The organism is Photorhabdus luminescens subsp. luminescens (assembly GCF_001083805.1).
Classification (GTDB): domain Bacteria; phylum Pseudomonadota; class Gammaproteobacteria; order Enterobacterales; family Enterobacteriaceae; genus Photorhabdus; species Photorhabdus luminescens.
Genome location: NZ_JXSK01000005.1, coordinates 240,653 through 260,269, shown reverse-complemented (window position 1 = coordinate 260,269; position 19,617 = coordinate 240,653). Strand labels below are relative to the sequence as shown.

At 42.2% G+C, this 19,617-nt stretch carries 16 protein-coding genes, 1 tRNA gene and 1 pseudogene; 3 read left to right on the top strand and 15 right to left on the bottom strand.

Going from position 1 to position 19,617, the window contains the following annotated elements; translation table 11 throughout:
• Positions 1 to 32: 32 nt before the first annotated feature.
• From TI10_RS14270 to TI10_RS14225, 10 genes are all read right to left on the bottom strand, one after another.
• Positions 33 to 1,553 (bottom strand): MFS transporter, encoded by a 1,521-nt coding sequence (locus TI10_RS14270; protein ID WP_049584065.1) that lies wholly within the window; start codon positions 1,551 to 1,553, stop codon positions 33 to 35.
• Positions 1,554 to 1,729: 176 nt separating this feature from the next.
• Complete coding sequence (locus TI10_RS14265) at positions 1,730 to 2,470, bottom strand: hypothetical protein (protein ID WP_049584064.1); 741 nt, start codon at positions 2,468 to 2,470, stop codon at positions 1,730 to 1,732.
• A 33-nt stretch (positions 2,471 to 2,503) separates the two neighbouring features.
• Entirely contained in the window at positions 2,504 to 3,475 is a 972-nt protein-coding gene (locus tag TI10_RS14260) for an isopenicillin N synthase family dioxygenase (protein ID WP_049584063.1), read from the bottom strand.
• A 392-nt stretch (positions 3,476 to 3,867) separates the two neighbouring features.
• Positions 3,868 to 4,887: a dipeptide ABC transporter ATP-binding subunit DppF gene (gene dppF / locus TI10_RS14255; RefSeq protein WP_049584062.1), complete on the bottom strand. Its 1,020-nt coding sequence runs from the start codon at positions 4,885 to 4,887 to the stop codon at positions 3,868 to 3,870.
• Entirely contained in the window at positions 4,884 to 5,864 is a 981-nt protein-coding gene (dppD, locus tag TI10_RS14250; protein ID WP_049584061.1) for a dipeptide ABC transporter ATP-binding protein, read from the bottom strand. The genes dppF and dppD overlap by 4 nt, the downstream gene beginning before the upstream one ends.
• Before the next feature lie 12 nt (positions 5,865 to 5,876).
• Entirely contained in the window at positions 5,877 to 6,776 is a 900-nt protein-coding gene (gene dppC / locus TI10_RS14245; protein WP_049584060.1) for a dipeptide ABC transporter permease DppC, read from the bottom strand.
• A 10-nt stretch (positions 6,777 to 6,786) separates the two neighbouring features.
• On the bottom strand, positions 6,787 to 7,806 hold the full coding sequence (gene dppB / locus TI10_RS14240) for a dipeptide ABC transporter permease DppB (protein ID WP_049584058.1): 1,020 nt from the start codon (positions 7,804 to 7,806) through the stop codon (positions 6,787 to 6,789).
• A gap of 212 nt (positions 7,807 to 8,018) precedes the next feature.
• Positions 8,019 to 9,626: a dipeptide ABC transporter periplasmic-binding protein DppA gene (gene dppA / locus TI10_RS14235; RefSeq protein ID WP_049584057.1), complete on the bottom strand. Its 1,608-nt coding sequence runs from the start codon at positions 9,624 to 9,626 to the stop codon at positions 8,019 to 8,021.
• A gap of 833 nt (positions 9,627 to 10,459) precedes the next feature.
• Positions 10,460 to 11,380, bottom strand: coding sequence for an EamA family transporter (locus TI10_RS14230; RefSeq protein ID WP_049584056.1), 921 nt, complete (start codon positions 11,378 to 11,380; stop codon positions 10,460 to 10,462).
• Between the two features lie 154 nt (positions 11,381 to 11,534).
• A complete protein-coding gene (locus tag TI10_RS14225; protein ID WP_049584055.1) occupies positions 11,535 to 11,750 on the bottom strand; it encodes a pyridoxal-phosphate dependent enzyme in 216 nt (71 codons plus the stop codon).
• A 686-nt stretch (positions 11,751 to 12,436) separates the two neighbouring features.
• Here TI10_RS14225 and TI10_RS14220 point away from each other — a divergent pair.
• A complete protein-coding gene (locus TI10_RS14220; protein WP_244161598.1) occupies positions 12,437 to 13,213 on the top strand; it encodes a tRNA-dependent cyclodipeptide synthase in 777 nt (258 codons plus the stop codon).
• Between the two features lie 85 nt (positions 13,214 to 13,298).
• Positions 13,299 to 14,561, top strand: coding sequence for a cytochrome P450, cyclodipeptide synthase-associated (locus TI10_RS14215; protein ID WP_049584054.1), 1,263 nt, complete (start codon positions 13,299 to 13,301; stop codon positions 14,559 to 14,561).
• Between the two features lie 194 nt (positions 14,562 to 14,755).
• Here TI10_RS14215 and TI10_RS14210 read toward each other — a convergent pair.
• The 5 genes and pseudogenes from TI10_RS14210 to glyQ form a co-directional block, all read right to left on the bottom strand.
• Positions 14,756 to 14,832, bottom strand: a tRNA-Pro gene (locus TI10_RS14210).
• Positions 14,833 to 15,055: 223 nt separating this feature from the next.
• Positions 15,056 to 15,313: pseudogene (locus TI10_RS14205) on the bottom strand (type II toxin-antitoxin system YafQ family toxin); the annotation flags it as partial.
• A 14-nt stretch (positions 15,314 to 15,327) separates the two neighbouring features.
• Positions 15,328 to 15,588, bottom strand: coding sequence for a type II toxin-antitoxin system RelB/DinJ family antitoxin (locus tag TI10_RS14200; RefSeq protein WP_049584052.1), 261 nt, complete (start codon positions 15,586 to 15,588; stop codon positions 15,328 to 15,330).
• A gap of 119 nt (positions 15,589 to 15,707) precedes the next feature.
• On the bottom strand, positions 15,708 to 17,777 hold the full coding sequence (gene glyS, locus TI10_RS14195) for a glycine--tRNA ligase subunit beta (RefSeq protein WP_049584051.1): 2,070 nt from the start codon (positions 17,775 to 17,777) through the stop codon (positions 15,708 to 15,710).
• 9 nt (positions 17,778 to 17,786) lie between these two features.
• Positions 17,787 to 18,701 carry a glycine--tRNA ligase subunit alpha gene (gene glyQ / locus TI10_RS14190; RefSeq protein WP_049584050.1) on the bottom strand — a complete coding sequence of 305 codons (915 nt, stop codon included), beginning with the start codon at positions 18,699 to 18,701 and terminating at the stop codon, positions 17,787 to 17,789.
• A 194-nt stretch (positions 18,702 to 18,895) separates the two neighbouring features.
• On the opposite strand from glyQ, the gene TI10_RS14185 reads away from it, so the two are divergent.
• Complete coding sequence (locus TI10_RS14185; RefSeq protein WP_049584049.1) at positions 18,896 to 19,453, top strand: DNA-3-methyladenine glycosylase I; 558 nt, start codon at positions 18,896 to 18,898, stop codon at positions 19,451 to 19,453.
• Positions 19,454 to 19,617: the final 164 nt, after the last annotated feature.

Genomic DNA, 19,617 nt, shown 5'->3' with positions numbered 1-19,617 from the left:
CATCTGTTTTCAATTTAGACCGATTTTTAAATCTATTGTTTCGGCTGTTGCCGTTTTAATGTCATCCAAAGGACACACAAAACTGAAAGAGAGATGGCTAACAACAACCCCATTGCCGCACGGTATCCCTCAATAAAGAACGTATGAACAATATTCAGCGCATCTGCAAGGTCAAGACCAGCATGCTGATGCAAAGCTGAAACAGCCCCTTCTGGTTCAGCGATAACTTTTTCCACCCACTGACCAGGAACCACGCCAAATGCGCCTAATTTAAGTAATAAGCTGCTGGTGGCAACTTGCTGATAAAGTAGCAGACCAAAAGCAAGACCTACAGCGCCGCCAATATTATGCACCGTCCACGACGACCCCATAGCAACCGCTCCCATACGTTCTGGTACAGATGAAAGCGCCGCCACTGTGGATGGCCCCAATACACAAGCCCAACCAATACCCATAAATGTAAATGCAATAGCAATACTGAATAGACTGCTGTATTCGGAAAAGAGTGTTTGAAGGAATGCTGAAATAGCAAAAAATAAAAAGCCGCTGACGAGTATTATTTTGACTCCCATTCGGTCAGTAAGCCGACCAACAATCGGTGAAAGAAGGGCAACCATCGCCGTAGTAGGAAGTAACATCATACCTATCTGATATCCCTGGAGAGACTTTATCGTATGTAAATACAGAGGCATCAGGAAAAAAGCCAGACAGTAAAAGAAGGCCAGCGCAGCATTGGCTATAGCCGCACCAATGAAAGTCCGGTTTTTAAACAAATGGAGTTGAAGGATCGGCGAAGAGACCCGTTGCTCAATATAATAAAATATGACCAACGCTACGACCGATACGATTAAAAGACCTAGTGTGGAGAATGACAGCCAGCCCCATTCACTACCTAAGCTGAGTACAACAATACAGGCCGACAGACCTGTGATCAAAAAAATCAATCCCCCCCAATCTAACGTGGTCCCTTGTTCCTTATTTCTGGATTCTTTGACGCTAGCCGTACAGATTAATAGGCTTAAGACAATCAATGGCACGTTTATCAGGAAAATCCAACGCCAACCCAGAGTGCTAACAATGATTCCTCCTATTACTGGACCAATTGCCAGTCCAAGTCCATTAACCCCAAAGAGCAAACCGATACCTTTTCCACGCTCCTCCTCAGGGAAAGCATTAGAAACGATGGCGCCAGAGGCTGTGTATAAGACTGCGCAAGAAACTCCCTGAGCAAATCGAAAAGCGATAAGCCAGTTCATATTGGTAACGAGTCCAGCACCGAGTGATGCGAGTCCGAAGCATATGGCGCCAAGGTAGAGTATGCGTCGACGACCATAGATATCGGCCATACGCCCCATCACAACCATGAAAGCCGATAGCGCCAAGAGAAAAATATTGATAATCCACTGGAGTTCAGCCACTGTAGCATGAAGATCCGCTCTTATTGCGGGCAAGGCCGTGTTGACGATAGTAAAGTCAATACAACCAAGAAAGCTCGCAATACTCACACCAGTCAAAACCCACCACTTTCTGTGATTCTCTGAGAAAAAAATCATCAAATAGCCTCCACTGTGTTCAGTAGCTCATCTAAAAAATTCCCGGAACCTCATTGAAACAAGCTCGAATATTGGCTTAGCATGTGCCGGGAATTTCCTGGAACGACAGACTATGACCTTATCTTCCTTAGTTATCTCATATCTATCAGGTTACTGATGTTTCATGTCTTTTTGATTTATTCCACCATACAATGAATCGCGTCTTCCTGAAGGAATGCATTATTAAGAAAATTTGGTATAGACCGCTTCTTAAAGCGTAGAGATAACCAGCGTTCTTTTCCAGGATATTTTTCAATAACGAAACGCTCACGTGTAGCATTCATAGCCGTAGTCATTGGTTGTGGATAGATGACAAAATCATAACCTTTAGCTGCCCAAATCGGCATAATTATGGGACATTCCTCCATAAGATAATTTAAACAACGTATGAACGCCTGAGCGGTATCAATACTTGGGTTCCGCTTTATCATTCGATCAATAAATATGCCTATGGTTTCGTTAATTGCCTCTTTATAGGCAGGATCATTGGCATATAATCCTTCTATATCTTCTCGAAATGCCAAATATGATATATCGTTTAAGGCTTCATCCCAGCGGAGAATATTATTGGGAATCGAGAGCGCGGCGAGAACTTCAGAATTTCGAGCGATCCAGGAAGTACCCAATTCATATGTAAAACGATAGGCTGCTTCATAACTCATTCCGAAATAATTATGCCGCTGTAAGGTATCAGCTACCGCGATTGTGCATGAATAAAACCCACTCTTATTAATCAAATCAATGGTTGCTGCGAGTTTATCGCCTTCGTGATATTTTTGGCCGACACTGATAAGCAAGATGACCTTGCTACCCGATAAGGCCGTTTTTTCTTTATCAAAATTGAATGCAGCTTTTGAAAAGAAGGTGTAACTAGCCATATTCTTGCCTCCAAATTGAAGCTTTATTATTTCCTAAGCACCAATACTGTAATTCGACTTTATTCTCGTCATAAGATGATCTGCATACTCAATACGAGGATATTTTGCTGGATTATTAGCATCCTTAAATATATCTAATGGAGCTATTTCAGCATGCATACTTGGCTCAAAAAAGAAAGGGATAGCATACCGTTTCTTTCCAGAGCGATTTATTACCCGGTGGGGAGTAGAAATAAAGTTATCATTAGTCATCCACTTGATCATATCTCCACTATTTAGAATAAAAGAACCCGGTTCAGGTGGAACATCAATCCATGCTCCCTCTTGATTCTTGACTTGCAGTCCCCCAACCGTATCTTGTGCTAATAAGGTCAAAAATCCATAATCCGTATGCGGGGCAATGCCATATTGGTCTTCAGGAATGATGTCTGGCTGTTCCGGGTAATATTGAAGCCTCAAGAAGATAGTCGGTTCCCTGAAATAATTATCTAATGCATCGGGGCTTAGGCCGAACGCCATTGCAAAAACTTGTACCATCCGTTTCGCCAAAGCCTGCATAGATTTATAGTATGTAGTGATCGTCTCCTTAAACTCCGGCATATCTTCAGGCCATTGATTTGGGCCAGCTAAGTTTTGTTCTAGTTTAAAATCTTCACTCTCCTCCGATACTTCATTAGCAATAATAAATGCCTCACTTTGATTAGGCTTACTTGCTTTTTCCAAAGTAGATAATTCAAATCGAGATGCTTTCCTAGGCATATAACCCCGAAAGAACTTATTTTGACGAATTTTTAATTTTTTATTCAGTGGTAAATTGTGGAAATCTCTTGCTGCCTGAAAAGCGGCTTGTACTAAATCTTCTGATATGCCGTGATTAATAAGGTAAGCAAACCCCACATTTGTATATATTTGGCGAACTTGATCAGCAACTGACAATAATCCCGTATCTGTATGGGTAAATATCGGCGCAAGGTCAATATGAGGTATTTTCTCAAAACTTTTCATACATGACTCTCCCTGACGACTCAATGTCAAATAATGATGAATTCTCTCCTTTAGAATATAAATCATAAGAATATTTACAGGGTAAGCATTCCGTCCCAGAAAATGGATATTTCATCCCATCAAGGATTTTTATACGTGTAATGAATGAGTTGCCTCAGCTCGCATTTGAAAGGGGAAATCAGAAAATAGCGTTTATACCAACGCTATTATGGGAAATTAAGGATGGTGAAACTACCCACCATCCTTAAAAGTTATTATACCCTTCATCTTTCAAGCTGCTGCTTTGTTGGCTGCTTTCACTCACCCCAGTCACATAGTCATCTATGCTCCTGGGGATTCGTTCACTTGCCGCCGCGCTGCAACTCGAAATCTATTAGGTATAGCTTAACTAATTATTCCACCGCAACATTTTCATCCTGATCAACCGCAAAACAAGCAATCAGTTGATTACCATATTGATTCAGTTTTGGTTGAAGCTGGGTACAAACGCTAAGCGCCCGACGGCAACGCGCTGCAAATGCGCAACCGGGTGGTGGATTCATCGGGCTTGGCAATTCGCCGGTCAACTTTATCCGCTCACGGCGTAATTCAGGGTTCAGCCTTGGCGTTGCTGATAATAACGCCTGTGTATAGGGATGACGAGGGTTACTGAAAATCATCTCCTTACTGCCTTTTTCCACACAACGACCAAGGTACATCACCATCACTTCATCAGCGATATGTTCAACCACAGATAAGTCATGGGAGATAAAGACATAAGAAAGCCCCAACTCTTGCTGCAAATCCATCATCAGGTTCAGCACCTGCGCCCGCACCGAGACATCCAACGCGGAAACGGGTTCGTCTGCAATCACCACATCCGGGTCCAACATTAAACCACGAGCAATCGCAATCCGTTGCCGTTGACCACCAGAGAACATGTGCGGATAACGGCCGTAGTGTTCAGTTTTCAGCCCCACTTTTTCCATCATCTGCAACACTTTCTCTTTACGTTCCTGTGCGCTCAACTTGGTATTGATCCGCAGAGGTTCTTCCAGGATCTGACCAACTTTCTTACGCGGATTAAGTGAACCATAAGGATTTTGGAACACAATCTGGATTTTCTGACGGCGCAGTTTTTCGGCTGCTTTATTGGGTACCAGCAGATCTTGCCCCTGATAATAGAGCTCACCATCGGTTGGTTTTTCAATCATCGTCAACAATCGTCCCAGGGTAGATTTACCACACCCCGATTCACCCACAACTGCCAGCGTTTTTCCTCTCTCCAGTTCGAAAGAGATGCCATCCAATGCTTTTACCGTACGCGCGGGTGAGAATAGCCCCCCTTTGATTGGGTAATATTTTTTCAGCTCTGTTGCTTTCAATAACGGCGCCGTTGATGTCTCCCGCGCCTGATAAGTAGGTTCACTCATACTGTCGGTCTCCCTGCATCATCCAACGGCATATGACATTTCACCTGACGTTCCCCCACCGTTCTTAATTCAGGCTCCTTCTGACGACAATGTTTCTCGGCATAGGGACAACGCGGATTCAGCAAGCAACCAATGGGCCGGTCATATTTCCCCGGTACAACGCCCGGCAAAGAAGCAAGACGGGATTTATCCGCGGCAAATTCAGGTAATGCTCTAAGTAGGGCCTGAGTATAGGGATGGCGTGGCGCACGGAAGATCTCCAATGCTTTACCTGATTCCACTACCTGCCCGGCATACATCACGATAATGTGATGAGCAGCTTCTGCCACTAATGCTAAGTCATGGGTGATTAATACCAGCGCCATATTTTCCCGTTGTTGCAACTCCAACAACAGTTCAATAACCTGCGCCTGAATGGTGACATCCAAAGCCGTTGTCGGTTCATCAGCAATCAATAACTTGGGCCGACAGGCAATCGCCATTGCGATCATCACCCGTTGACTCATACCACCTGATAATTGATGCGGATACACATCCAGACGTGATGCAGGATCAGGGATACCCACCAAGGTCAACAGATCAATCGCTCGCTGGCGGCGAGTACGACGATTACCGCCTTGATGCACTTTTAGTGCTTCCATAATCTGAAACCCAACGGTATAACAGGGATTCAAGCTGGTCATCGGATCTTGGAAGATCATTGCCACTTCCGCACCAACTAATTGTCGGCGTTCTTGTTCGGAAATTTTGGTCAGATCACGCTGGTTAAATTCCAACTTGTCAGCCATCACTCTACCCGGATAATCAATCAGTCCCATTACAGCCAATGAACTGACCGATTTACCTGAACCAGACTCTCCGACAATCCCAACAACCTGCCCTTGCTCAACCCGGTAACTGATGCGGTCAACGGCGCGGAACGGCGCCTCTTCGTCCCCGAAGTGAACCGATAATTTTTCTACATTTAACAGTGCCATTTCGCCACCTCACTACTGTTTGAGTTTAGGATCAAGCGCATCACGCAAACCGTCACCCATCAGGTTAAACGCCAACACTGTCAACAGAATCGCCACCCCTGGGAATGTCACCACCCACCAGGCGCTTTGCGCAAACTGCAATACATCAGACAGCATTGTTCCCCATTCCGGCGTGGGCGGCTGCGCCCCCATCCCCAGAAAACCCAAAGCAGCCATATCAAGAATGGCATTAGAAAAACCCAGAGAAGCCTGCACAATCAGCGGCGCCAGACAGTTAGGCAGAATATTGATAAACATCTGGCGCATGGAACCCGCCCCCGCCACTTGTGAAGCCGTCACATAATCACGGTTAACTTCGACTAATACCGCAGCACGAGTTAAGCGGATGTAATGCGGCAGAGACACAAAGGTCAACGCCAGTGAAGCATTGACAATGGATGGCCCAAAGATCGCTACCAGCACCAAAGCCAGCAACAGGCTTGGCAATGCCAGCATAATATCAACGATACGCATGATGATGATATCCACCACACCACCGAAATAACCCGCCAGCACACCCAGAACAACCCCCATCAACAGGGATAGCACCACCACCAGACAACCTACCAGTAGTGAAAGCCGGGCGCCATACATCAGACGTGAAAGTAAATCACGTCCAACATCATCAGTACCCAAAATAAACTGCCAACTTCCTCCATCCTGCCATACCGGCGGCATCAGCAAAGAATCGCGGAATTGTTCAGCCGCACTGTGTGGAGCCAGTACCCCCGCCAACAGAGCAACCAATAACATCAGCACAATATAAACCAGACCAACAACAGCCCCTTTATTGCGCTTAAAGTAATACCAAAACTCCTGCATCGGCGTCATAATTTTAGGCACACCGCTTGCAAGCTCAGTCACTTGAGACATAATACACTCCCTATTTCTTATGCCGGATACGCGGGTTAACGATGCCGTATAGCAAGTCAACTATCAGGTTAACCAAGATGATCATGATCGCTACCAGTAATACGCCGCCTTGCACCACCGGATAATCCCGGCGTTGAAGGGCGTCGATCAGCCAGCGTCCAAGCCCCGGCCAAGAGAAGATAGTTTCAGTCAGGATCGCCCCCGCCAGCATCATGCCCACCTGCAAGCCGATAACGGTTACAACCGGCAGCAATGCGTTGCGAAGCGCATGGACCACAATCACACGAATACGGCTCAAGCCTTTAGCGCGTGCAGTACGGATATAATCTTCACCTAGTACTTCCAGCATAGAAGAGCGGGTCATACGGACAATCACCGCCAGTGGAATCGTCCCCAAGACAACGGCAGGCAAAATGATATGCATCACCGCGTCTTTAAAATCACCGGCTTCACCCCAGAATAGTGTGTCGATTAGCATAAAGCCCGTCAGCGGATAACTGTCGTCAAGGAAAACACTGTCGCTTATTCGCCCGGATACCGGCGTTAGATCCAACTGGACAGAAACCAGCATGATCAACATGATCCCCCACCAGAAGATCGGCATGGAGTATCCCGTTAGGGAAATACCTATCGCAGTATGATCAAAAACAGAACCGCGTTTTACCGCCGCGAGGACGCCAACGGGAATACCGACAGCAATCGCGAACAGCATGGCGCACATCCCCAGTTCAAGAGTTGCCTTGAAACGGGGAACAAACTCTTCCCACACAGAGATACGGCTTTTCATGGAGATACCAAGATCGCCATGTAACACATTGCCTACATAATGAAAATATTGCTGCCAGAGTGGCTTATCCAGCCCCATTTCAGCCATTACCTGAGCATAGCGCTCAGCCGATATTCCACGTTCCCCGGCCATAATGGTCACCGGGTCGCCGGGGATCATATGGACAAAAGCAAAAGTCAGTAAAGTAATGCCAATAAACGTTGGGATTACCAACCCCAGACGTCGGAGTATGAACTGCAACATATCCCAAACTCTCTTTTTTAAATGCCGGTTACAGCTCTCAGGCCGTTTGGCTTGATAAGGGGGAGGACTTTCCCCCTTTGGCTCACAATGTAATAAACATCTTGCCTCTACTTTTCTTGCTAGTTTTCCGCCGGTTATAACTGCCTGGAGAAAACCGCCATCTTCGGTTAAAGATCAGGAAGATGGCATATCACAACAAAGCAAGAACAGGATTATTCGAGAGACACGTTACTGAAAATATGTCTGCCCAGAGGATCAACGACGTAACCTTTGACCTCTTTACGAATCGGTTCATAAACCGTGGAGTGAGCTACAATCAGTGCCGGGACCTGTTCGTGCATCACAACCTGCGCCTGTTTGTAAAGCTCGACACGTTTGGCGTGATCAGCAACGATTCGTGCTGGCTGAATGGCATCTTCAAACGGTTTGTAACACCACTTAGAGTAGTTAGAACCTTGATCTTTGGCTGCACAGCTAAATAGGGTTGCGAAGAAGTTATCTGGATCACCATTGTCTCCCGTCCAGCCCATCATCACAATTTGGTGCTCGCCGTCTTTAGCTCGCTTCAAATATTCCCCCCATTCATAGCTAACAATTTTGGCTTTAACACCAATTTTTGCCCAGTCAGCCTGGACCATTTCAGCCATACGACGAGCATTCGGGTTGTATGGACGCTGTACGGGCATTGCCCACAGATCAATGGTAAAACCACTTCCCATCCCTGCTTCTTTTAGAAGCTGTTTCGCTTTTTCCGGATCGTACTGATAATCTTTAAGATCATTGTCGTAACCCCACATGGTTGGTGGGATCAGATTTTTGGCTTTCTGACCAGCGCCCTGATAAACCGCTTCAACGATAGCGTCTTTATTGACTGCCATCGTCAACGCCTGACGAACTTTAACGTTATCCAATGGCTTTTTAGTGACGTTGAAAGCGACATAACCGACATTCAGACCAGGCTGCTCCAACAAAACAATATCTTTATCCTGTTTCATGCGAGCAATATCTGCCGGATTTGGATATGGCATAATCTGGCATTCATTTTTTTGTAGTTTTGCATAACGCACAGAAGCATCAGGGGTAATAGAGAAGACCAACCGGTCAACTTTGGCTTTATCTCCCCAGTATTCTTTGAAGGCTTTATACAGAATGCGAGAATCTTTCTGATATTGCACCAACTGGAACGGGCCTGTACCAATTGGATTCAGATCGACTTTCTCCGGCGTACCGGCTTTCATCATCTTATCTGCATATTCTGCTGACATAATAGAGGCGAAATCCATGCCTAAGTCAGCCAGGAATGGTGCTTCCGGGCGATTCAGTTCAATCCTGACTGTATAATCGTCTACTTTTTCAACCTTATTGATTATCTCACTCATACCCATGCCGATGAAATATTCATAGCTGCCGCCTGACACCTTGTGGTATGGGTGGTTTGTATCTTTTTGCCGCATGAAAGTGTAGATCACATCATCAGCATTAAATTCTCGGCTTGGTTTGAAGTCTTTGTTATCGTGCCACTTAACACCTTTACGCAGATGAAAAGTGTAAACTTTACCGTCATCGCTAATATCCCATTTTTCAGCCAGGCTCGGGATAATTTCAGTTGTACCTGTTTTGAACTCAACCAAACGGTTATACAGTGGTCTGGAGCTGGCATCATAAGTTGTGCCAGCGGTGAACAGTTGTGGATTAAAGCCTTCCGGTGAGCCTTCGGAACAGTAAACCAATGTTTTTGCCTGAACGCTGGCGGTGACTGCCAATGCAACTAAGCTGACCCCTAGCTTCAATAACTTCGCCCCTTTAGAGAAAGTTGTCATTTTCTTGCACTCCATTTGTGGTGTTGTTGTGTACAGCCAGAATCTGCACTTCCTGTCAGAAACTGCGCTGTTTAGATTTTGTTTATTATTTTCAGCTTATCAATTAAACAACTGTTGTCTCTTGCGTCAATAAGATCTCAACAGATGCCATCAACAATAGAAGAACACAAAGGAAACTAATAATTAACATAGTTAGCACAAAAACATGACAATGAGCACATTTTGCAGACAAAAAGACCATAAAAAGCACATAGCGACAGTATTAATCACCATTAACTTGTGCGCAAAATTTGTGGTTGTTTGATTAATTAGTAAACGATTATTTCGGTAGAAAAGATGATAACTGGTATAAAATGCTGTGTGCCGAATAAAGTCGGCACCTGAAAAGTGAATCAAATAAGTATAACACTAATAATATAAATAAATACAAAAACCTGTTACTAGTTTTATTTACTTTTCATCACTTTTGGTTTCATTAATAATTAACTAATAAATTAGCGACCGTTACCATTATCAGTCCATCATTAATACCAAGCTGGCTAAAGCCATCTTTAGTTACTTTAATTTCATCACCTTCATCAACATAAAAAACAACTTCATAGAAAAAGGGGGATTTCTTTAATTACGCTATGAAATTATTAGCAGTAAATAAACCAAAACGGTGATTAATCAGACGTACATTATAGGAGTGATTAATAAGTGTATAAACTTATCTCTTTATAGCCTTGTGCCCCCCCGACTCAATAATAGACATAACAGCAGCACTAATTTTCCCTAAACCTATTGCTAATTTAGCTATTATCGGTCGTAATATTCCATCTATTTATACCTCATTATACCTTCTTGTCTTTTTTTATCTTACTTACACCAAGAATAGTTAATAAAGAAACTATAACCGAAGCTGCGATAAGACTTTCAACAGAAAAAGCTATACGTGAATCAAAATATTGAAAAAGAATGGTAAATACCGGTATTAGTAGAAATAGTAAAGAAACATGAAGAGGGGTGATGGCATTAATTGTCTTCAATACAAGATAGATTGGAAGTAAATGTCCAATTATAACAAGAATCGACATCGGAAAAATCATCTCGCTATCTAAACTAAGAGAAACATCGGATATTGAAACATAACAAAATGAAAGTATTACCATTAAAATACTTCTAACAGACAATATCTCATATGTTTGCCATTTTTCCTTGAATAATTTCTTAGAAAAAATAGTGTATAATACCGTTCCTACAGCACCGATTATCACACTAACAATACCAATAATCCTATCCTGAATTGAGGATGATGGTAATCCACTATTTCCTAAAAATACATTTACCAGCATCACACCTACCCCAATGAGGACTAACCAGGATATGACAACTTCCAATTTCTCCGTTTTTGCCTCACCTTTATCGATAAAAGATGAGAGGAGGATAGTTATCGCAGGGCCACAAGCCACTGAAGCCACACCTACTATTGCAGGTTCAAGAAAACGCAACGAAATGATTAACCCTCCCCAATTTAATAGAATTGAGACATTAACAATTAATACCAATAAGGTGTTCTTGCGGACCTTCATAATTAATTGATCAATTCCTTTGAAAATACTTATCATCATAAATAATAAAGTAGACGATATAAAACAATAAAAGATAACAATAGCTGAATTTATCGATTGCGTTAAATACGCAACAAACACATCAGATGCTGCACTGATGAGACAAAAAATAATCCCGTATACTACGCCACTATATGTAGACATATATCACCTATTATTTTCTTTCTCCAAAAATTAAAATTCCGATATTAGACTAATTTTATTATTGAAAATTAATCTTTAATCACTATTATCTCCACTTTTAGTATAATTCTTTGCTGCCGAAACTACTCCGTTCAGAAATAATTCCTTTGGTGTTTCATACAGAAGATCTTATTTTCTCTTTACGCTCATCTGTCATGCCTGATCGTATCTTACCTTCTTTATCCAGGATATTAACTATATGCAAGAATGTTCTATCCTTCCTGCTACCGATAGGATTGTGATATTCACACTTCGAAAATACTCGATTATCATTTATTTTAAATTTATCAATTTCGAGTAAAATCGTACTACCTATATCACTTAATTTCACAACCATATTCCATTTGATATTTGTAGAAGGTAATATTCATACACTATTCCTATATTTTTTCAAACAAGTCATTTAATGAATGAGATATATTTCTCAGATAAACAAATTAAGCCTTATTTATCATAAAATTAATATTATAAGGATAACATTAAATACCATTGATAGTAATTAAATGTTATTTTCCTATTACTCTATTATTAGTATATATGTAACTTCTATACAGAAATTACTAATATACTCGATTAAACAAATCTCAAGTTAAATAGTGGAACTTGTATATAGGCTTTTAAAATTACTTTTTTTAATATCTAATTTATCTACCAGAGCCGGTAAGTTTACGGCCAGAAAATAGTTACAGGCCCTTGCCATTAATCTAACCAACGTGATCAGAATATCTGTCAATGTACTCAAATAAAGTCGTCGCATAATCAGCATGTTGAGGTAAGGCTAAAAATACAACGCTAGGTGTTATTATCTGAACAATCCCTTAATCGGAAAATACTATCTGTTCTCAAGGAGAACAGTATATTTTTACATCCAATTTCCAAAAGTTTTTGACATTTTTACGAAATTGAATTAGATCAAATTTATGTATAAATATTTTAATGGATATGCAATGAATCTCTATAAAAATTAAAAAACTTATATCAGGATTATACAGAATTACATGGAAAAATGGAAAGTCAATGGAAATGTTATCTACTGGAAGAAAATGTTTAAAAGAAACAAACAATCAAATATTATCAGTTCATTCAGCATTGCTATACGAGAATTCAGCATCATTTACTGTCCAAGGTGAAACCTCTCGTTGTGACCAAATTATTCAGAAAGGTGATCACGCGCTAATAGGGATAAGCCCCTTTAATTCGCGTTTTTCAAAGGACTATGTAATGGACCTTATTCAGTGGTCAAGTCATTATTTCCGACAAGTTGACATATTGTTACCTTGTGAACGTGAAGCTTCACGCCTTTTAGTCGCTAGTGGAACTGAGAATGCTAAAGCTATCAAGAAAACACAACGCGAAATTAGACGTCATTTATGTCACCTTGATTATGTTATTTCCATAGCAATGTTAAAAAGTAAGCCAATCAGAGTTATTCAATTTAGTGACTTTGCACTAAACCATGATTACCAGTCTCTTAAAACACAAGTTGAAAACGCTTTCAATGAATCAGAGTCTTTTAAAAAAATCTGCCTTGATATGTCCTCTCAAGCCATAAAAGGACGACTAAAAGGTACCGGGCAATACTTTGGTTCAATTGACCTACAATTAGTATATAAAGCGTTGCCATATATTTTCTCTGAAATTCCCTTTTATCTCGATACCCCTCGATTACTTGGGGTAAAGTATTCTACGTTACTTTATCACCGTCCTTGGCCAATCGGAAAAGGATTATTTAATTGTAGATATCCTATACAAGTAGGAGATAAACAAAGTTACGGAATCGTCACTCAATTGTAAAATACACAGAGTTTGATGAGATAATAGCTATGTTTAAAGTTAATAGGTTATTAGTACTAAATATCATTAGAAAGGAAGCAAGATAATGGCTAAATTAAGCTCTTTCAACATTCACAATCCCAAATTTATAAAAAATCCTTACGATTTTTACGACATCTTGCATAAACAAGATTTAGTCTATTTTGATCAATCCCAAAACAGCTATTTTATTGGCAAATATGAGGATGTTGACGCTATTTTAAAATCCTCAATTTTCAATACTAAGCCATTAACTGCACTTGCCGAACCGGTTATGGGGGATCGCGTTCTTGCTCAAATGGAAGGTGAAGAGCATGCGTGTAAACGAAAACTCATAATGCAAGGACTCTCAAGAGATTATTTTAATCGCTACTACGAACCTATGATTCGAAAGATTACTGAAGATCTCTTACAACCTTATATGGAAAAAGGAAATATAGATATAGTTAATGACTTTGGCCGCGATTATGCCGTATTAGTAACATTAGGTATTCTCGGACTACCAAGTGATAACTATCGTAATATAGCTGAATGGCACAAGGGTATCGCCAGTTTTATTACCCAGTTTGACCAAACAGAATCAGAAAAGATGCACAGTCTTGAATGTAGTCAGAAATTAATTCGCTTACTAAAGCCTATAATAGATCAGAGACGATGTAATCCCAGCGGGGATATTATATCTATATTTTGTCAAGATGCAGGGATGTCCATGAGCCAAATTACAGCACTGTGTTTAAACATTCTATTAGCGGCGATAGAACCTGCTGACAAGATATTAGCAATGATGCTTAATCACTTAATATCTAATCCGAATATGCTTGAGGCAGTGATTAAAGATCGTAGTCTAGTTCGAGATGCATTTGAAGAAACTTTACGTCTGACATCACCCGTACAACTCGTTCCAAGAGAGGCGAGTGAAGATGTCACTATTTCTGGTATCGATATACCTAAAGGCGCTTTAGTATTTTGTATGATTGGCGCAGCTAATCGTGATCCATCAGTTTTTCACAAACCAAATGAATTTGATCTATATCGAAGAAAGAATACAACTTCGCAACAGCAAGCAAATCGAAAAAGACATTTAGCTTTTGGTGCAGGTACACATGCTTGTGCTGCTGCTGCATTTTCACTCTGCCAATTGGAAGTTTCATCCAATATTATTTTGGATCGCCTGCACAATTTACGTTTTGCTGATAACTACAATTATCAAGAAGTAGGAGTGTATACACGAGGACCTTCCAAACTCCTTTTGAGTTTTGATCCAAAAATATCGTCTATTTCAGGGAATAGTTGCTCTGATCTGAAAGTCATTATGGAAACGACGGAATAGTATATTAGCTCTGACCTAATCTGGCAGGTTAACCACTCTAGCTTCAGCGCTTGTCAGATTAGGCAATTCTACGCACTCAAATGTTGCTGTTCTTAGAGCAAACGTAAATGACAAAAAGCCCTACAGCAATCACTGTAGGGCTTTTCTATTTCCTTTAAGTCTGCGGCTTATCTGACAGCCCCAAACTTCTAAATTGGTCGGCGAGAGAGGATTCGAACCTCCGACCCACTGGTCCCAAACCAGTTGCGCTACCAAGCTGCGCTACTCGCCGAAAACGAGGCGAATCTTACTGTGCTCGCTATAGGCCGTCAATACCTTTTTAATAATCATGAGTTAGTTGCTGATAAAAACAACTGAAGCTCAGCTATGTCGCACTTGCTCGCGGATTTCACAGCAATACGTCATTAGGTAAGAAATAATGTTGTAGCTAAATCTGGACTTTCTTTTTCGCGACTAAGTTATTTTAACCTGCTACCGAGTACCGCTAGAAAGGTTTATTCATCAAATAGGTCAGAATGTCTTCCTGTTCGTTCAAACCTAACAACATTATCAACTACTTTGTAAATCAATAACCAATCAGGCTCAATATGAGCATCACGAAACTCCTTCCATTCACCACGGAGAGGATGATCCTGATAGTTAGCAGGCAATGGTCTATTATCAATCAGCAAACTCATTAGGACCTTAAGTTTGTTCATATCTTTGCCACGTTTTTGTGCAGATTTCACATCACGCTTAAATTGACTTGAATATCTTGGCTAGCGCATCAGATACCAAGCTGATCGAATAAATCGTTAGCATCCTTTGCCTGATGAATGTCTTCATTACGATCACTCTTAGACAAAGTTTCGGCAGTCAATTTATTAGGTACTCGCATTTCAAACGGTAATGCTTTTTCCTTCGCAACTTTAGTCAAGGTGATACGCACTAGATCAGATACGGTTAACCCCATACCAGCCAAAACCTCGGTAGCTTCTGCTTTTAATGTCTCATCGATTCTTGCCCGAACAAACGCATTTGCAGCCATAAATCCCCCTTTTAATTTATAAATAAAACGTAGCTCGAATGAGCAACAAAATCAAGGTTAGGAGGATCAAATTCCGGCTATCGTATTTCACAATTGCCGGAACCGATTATTTCAGATCACTATTGCAATAACGAAATATCAGCAACTCTCAGGAACAGAGCACGCAATTCACTTAACAGAGTTAAGCGATTCACCCGTACCTGTTGGTCTTCATCCATTACCATTACATTGTCAAAGAAAGCATCGACAATTTCTCTTAAAGATGCCAACTCAACCAACGCTTCCTGATAGCATCCTTCAGCAAATAAAGGTGCCAGCTTATCCTGTAAAGCCGCCAGATATGTTGCCAGTTTCACTTCTTCCGGCGCTTTCAGCACAGAAGCATTAACTTTCTCGTTCAATGTCTCCTCAGACTTTGCCAAAATGTTGGAAACGCGCTTATTCGCGGCTGCCAACGCTGCGGCTTCATCCAATGTGCGGAAGTGTGTCACCGCTTTAACGCGGGCATCAAAATCAGCCGGTTGGGTTGGACGACGCGCCAATACCGCCTGAATGGTATCAATGCTGTAGCCTTGCTCCTGATACCAGGCACGGAAACGGCCAAGCATAAACTCAACTACGTCATCTGTAACCTTGGCATTTGTCAGCTTATCGCCATACAAACGAACCGCTTCTTCTGTCAGTGTTTGCAAATCCAGCGGCAATTTTTTCTCAACGATAATACGCAGAGCGCCTAACGCCGCACGACGCAACGCAAACGGATCTTTATCGCCTTTCGGATGCTGACCAATGCCAAAAATACCCGCCAGAGTATCCATTTTGTCAGCAATCGCTAACGCACAAGAAACGCCAGTAGACGGCAACTCATCACCGGCAAAACGCGGTTGATACTGTTCATTCAATGCCAGAGCAACATCCTCTGCTTCACCGTCATGACGGGCGTAATGCATTCCCATCACACCTTGCGTATCGGTGAACTCAAATACCATGTTGGTCATCAAGTCACATTTGGACAACAAACCAGCACGGGTAGCATGATTCACATCAGCGCCGATTTTCTCTGCAATCCAGCCAGCCAACGCCTGAATACGATCGGTTTTATCACGCAAAGTACCAAGTTGTTTCTGGAACAAAACCGTCTCCAGACGAGGTAGATTATCTTCCAAACGCTGCTTACGATCCGTCTTAAAGAAAAATTCTGCATCAGCCAAGCGTGGACGGACTACCTTTTCATTACCGGTAATGATTTGCTGTGGATCAGAAGAGTCAATGTTGGCGACAAAAATAAAATTCGCCATTAACTTGCCAGCATTGTCGTAAACCGGAAAGTATTTCTGGTCGCCTTTCATGGTGTAAACCAACGCTTCTGACGGCACTGCAAGGAATTTCTCTTCAAATTTCGCCGTCAGCACAACCGGCCATTCAACCAATGAAGTCACTTCTTCCAGCAGGCTGTCACTGATATCAGCAACACCGCCTAACTTAATCGCCGCCTGTTCTACATCCTGCTTAATCAGTGCTTTACGAGTTGTATAATCTGCAAGCACTTTACCGCGTTGTTGCAAAATCTCTGGATACTGTTCTGCATTATCAATCGTAAACTCAGATTCACCCATAAAGCGGTGACCACGAATAACACGTGCAGATTTAATACCCAGAACCTCGCCTTCAATCAGTTCATCACCAAATAACATGGTAACGGTATGAACTGGGCGAACAAACTGAGTCTCTTTGTCACTCCAGCGCATCAGTTTAGGAATTGGCAACTTATTTAGCGCACTGCTAACCATCGCCGCCAGCAACTCTTTGACACTGCTCCCTTTAACCAGAGCGCGATACAATAACCATTCGCCTTTATCTGTCACTAAACGTTCAGCCTGAGCCGCAGTGATACCACAACCGCGAGCCCAACCTTCAGCCGCTTTTGTCGGTTTACCCTCAGCATCAAATGCTTGAGCAATCGCCGGACCGCGCTTTTCTACTTCACGATCAGCTTGCGCCTCATCCAAATTAGCAACTTTCAATGCCAGACGGCGTGGCGTTGCAAACCAGCTCACTTCGCCATACGCTAAGTTCGCGTTATCCAACTCCGCCGCAAAATTAGCAGCAAATGCTTCAGCCAATGAACGAAGAGCCTTCGGCGGCAACTCTTCGGTGCCGATTTCCACCAGGAAAGTCTGTTGAGTCATGACAGCCTCTTAGTTCTGATTCTTGTTACACATAGGGAAGCCTAACGCCTCACGGGAGGCATAATAAGCTTCTGCAACCGCTTTGGTCAGGGTGCGAATACGCAGGATATAACGCTGACGTTCAGTCACCGAGATCGCTTTACGAGCATCCAGCAAATTGAATGTATGGCCCGCCTTGAGAATACGTTCATAAGCCGGCAGCGGCAGAGGCGTTTCTAACGCCAGCAGGTCCTGAGCCTCTTTTTCATATTGTTCGAAACAGGTAAACAGGAAATCGACATCCGCGTGTTCAAAGTTATAAGTAGATTGTTCCACTTCATTTTGGTGATAAATATCGCCATAAGTGGTTCTACCTAGCGGGCCATCACACCAAACCAGATCATAAACACTGTCTACGCCTTGGATATACATTGCCAGACGCTCAAGACCGTAAGTGATCTCACCCGTGACCGGTTTACACTCAAGGCCGCCTACTTGTTGGAAATAAGTAAACTGAGTCACTTCCATCCCATTAAGCCACACTTCCCAACCCAATCCCCAGGCGCCTAACGTTGGGTTTTCCCAGTTATCTTCAACAAAACGAATATCATGAACCGTTGGGTCTAACCCCAGCTCTTTCAGAGAGCCTAGATATAACTCCTGAATATTGTCTGGTGATGGTTTAATAATGACTTGAAACTGATAGTAATGTTGTAAACGGTTAGGGTTTTCACCATAACGGCCATCGGTCGGACGGCGGGAAGGTTGCACATAAGCAGCGGCAATTGGCTCCGGGCCAAGTGCGCGCAGGCAAGTTATTGGATGAGAAGTACCCGCACCGACTTCCATGTCCAATGGTTGGACAATGGTACAGCCCTGGCGCGCCCAATAATCCTGCAATGTCAGGATCAGCCCCTGAAAGGTCTTGGTATCAAACTTTTGCATGTTGGATCCGCACGCGATACATATGAATTTGAAGGAAGTGGGTCAGTATACCCTTTGACCTTAAGATATACAGCACTGAATTCGCTCTTAATTTCGCCCTGAAATAAAAAAATCTCAATTTGGTTATTTTACTTGTATATCTATACAGTTAGGGTACTGTCAATAACTAACCACTCATATCGAAAGTAACGACTATGGAATTAACACGCTGTCATTGGGTTACTTCTGACCCGGAATATCTGGCTTATCATGACAATGAATGGGGAAAGCCGCTAAAAGATAGCCAAAAGTTGTTTGAAATGATTTGCTTGGAAGGGCAACAATCTGGACTATCATGGCTGACTATTCTGAAAAAACGTGAAGGCTATCGTAAATGTTTCCATCAATTTGATCCGGCAAAAATTGCCGTCATGGATGAAAATGATGTAGAACGACTAATGCTTGATCCCGCTATTATCCGTAACCGCGCCAAAATTAACGCTATTATCAACAATGCGCGTGCCTATCTTAAGATGCAGCAACAAGGAGAAGAATTCAGTACTTTTATCTGGCGCTTCGTCGATAACAAACCCATTATTAATCAATGGGAAACGATCACAGAGGTACCGGTAAAAACAGAGATTTCAGAAGCGTTATCGCAAGCGTTGAAAAAGAGGGGATTCAAATTCATCGGCAGTACCACCTGCTATGCATTTATGCAAGCTACTGGTTTGGTCAATGACCATATAATAAACTGTTTATGTAGAAAATAAATTCAGTGAATTACTATCGCACTTAAGATTAATATGCATAATAAAGCTGGATGTTAACCAAACATTCAGTTCTTTGTTTTAAATGCTAAATTAAACGCAATATTAAATAACCAATAGTCATAATTTTCCAGATTGCACCCCAATAATGCGCGGAGTATGGTGTT

Excerpts from the sequence above, each read along its gene's own strand:
- TI10_RS14270 (WP_049584065.1), bottom strand. The coding sequence starts at position 1,553 with ATGATTTTTTTCTCAGAGAATCACAGAAAGTGGTGGGTTTTGACTGGT.
- TI10_RS14265 (WP_049584064.1), bottom strand. The coding sequence starts at position 2,470 with ATGGCTAGTTACACCTTCTTTTCAAAAGCTGCATTCAATTTTGATAAA.
- TI10_RS14260 (WP_049584063.1), bottom strand. The coding sequence starts at position 3,475 with ATGAAAAGTTTTGAGAAAATACCTCATATTGACCTTGCGCCGATATTT.
- dppF (WP_049584062.1), bottom strand. The coding sequence starts at position 4,887 with ATGAGTGAACCTACTTATCAGGCGCGGGAGACATCAACGGCGCCGTTA.
- dppD (WP_049584061.1), bottom strand. The coding sequence starts at position 5,864 with ATGGCACTGTTAAATGTAGAAAAATTATCGGTTCACTTCGGGGACGAA.
- dppC (WP_049584060.1), bottom strand. The coding sequence starts at position 6,776 with ATGTCTCAAGTGACTGAGCTTGCAAGCGGTGTGCCTAAAATTATGACG.
- dppB (WP_049584058.1), bottom strand. The coding sequence starts at position 7,806 with ATGTTGCAGTTCATACTCCGACGTCTGGGGTTGGTAATCCCAACGTTT.
- dppA (WP_049584057.1), bottom strand. The coding sequence starts at position 9,626 with ATGACAACTTTCTCTAAAGGGGCGAAGTTATTGAAGCTAGGGGTCAGC.
- TI10_RS14230 (WP_049584056.1), bottom strand. The coding sequence starts at position 11,380 with ATGTCTACATATAGTGGCGTAGTATACGGGATTATTTTTTGTCTCATC.
- TI10_RS14220 (WP_244161598.1), top strand. The coding sequence starts at position 12,437 with ATGGAAATGTTATCTACTGGAAGAAAATGTTTAAAAGAAACAAACAAT.
- TI10_RS14215 (WP_049584054.1), top strand. The coding sequence starts at position 13,299 with ATGGCTAAATTAAGCTCTTTCAACATTCACAATCCCAAATTTATAAAA.
- TI10_RS14200 (WP_049584052.1), bottom strand. The coding sequence starts at position 15,588 with ATGGCTGCAAATGCGTTTGTTCGGGCAAGAATCGATGAGACATTAAAA.
- glyS (WP_049584051.1), bottom strand. The coding sequence starts at position 17,777 with ATGACTCAACAGACTTTCCTGGTGGAAATCGGCACCGAAGAGTTGCCG.
- glyQ (WP_049584050.1), bottom strand. The coding sequence starts at position 18,701 with ATGCAAAAGTTTGATACCAAGACCTTTCAGGGGCTGATCCTGACATTG.
- TI10_RS14185 (WP_049584049.1), top strand. The coding sequence starts at position 18,896 with ATGGAATTAACACGCTGTCATTGGGTTACTTCTGACCCGGAATATCTG.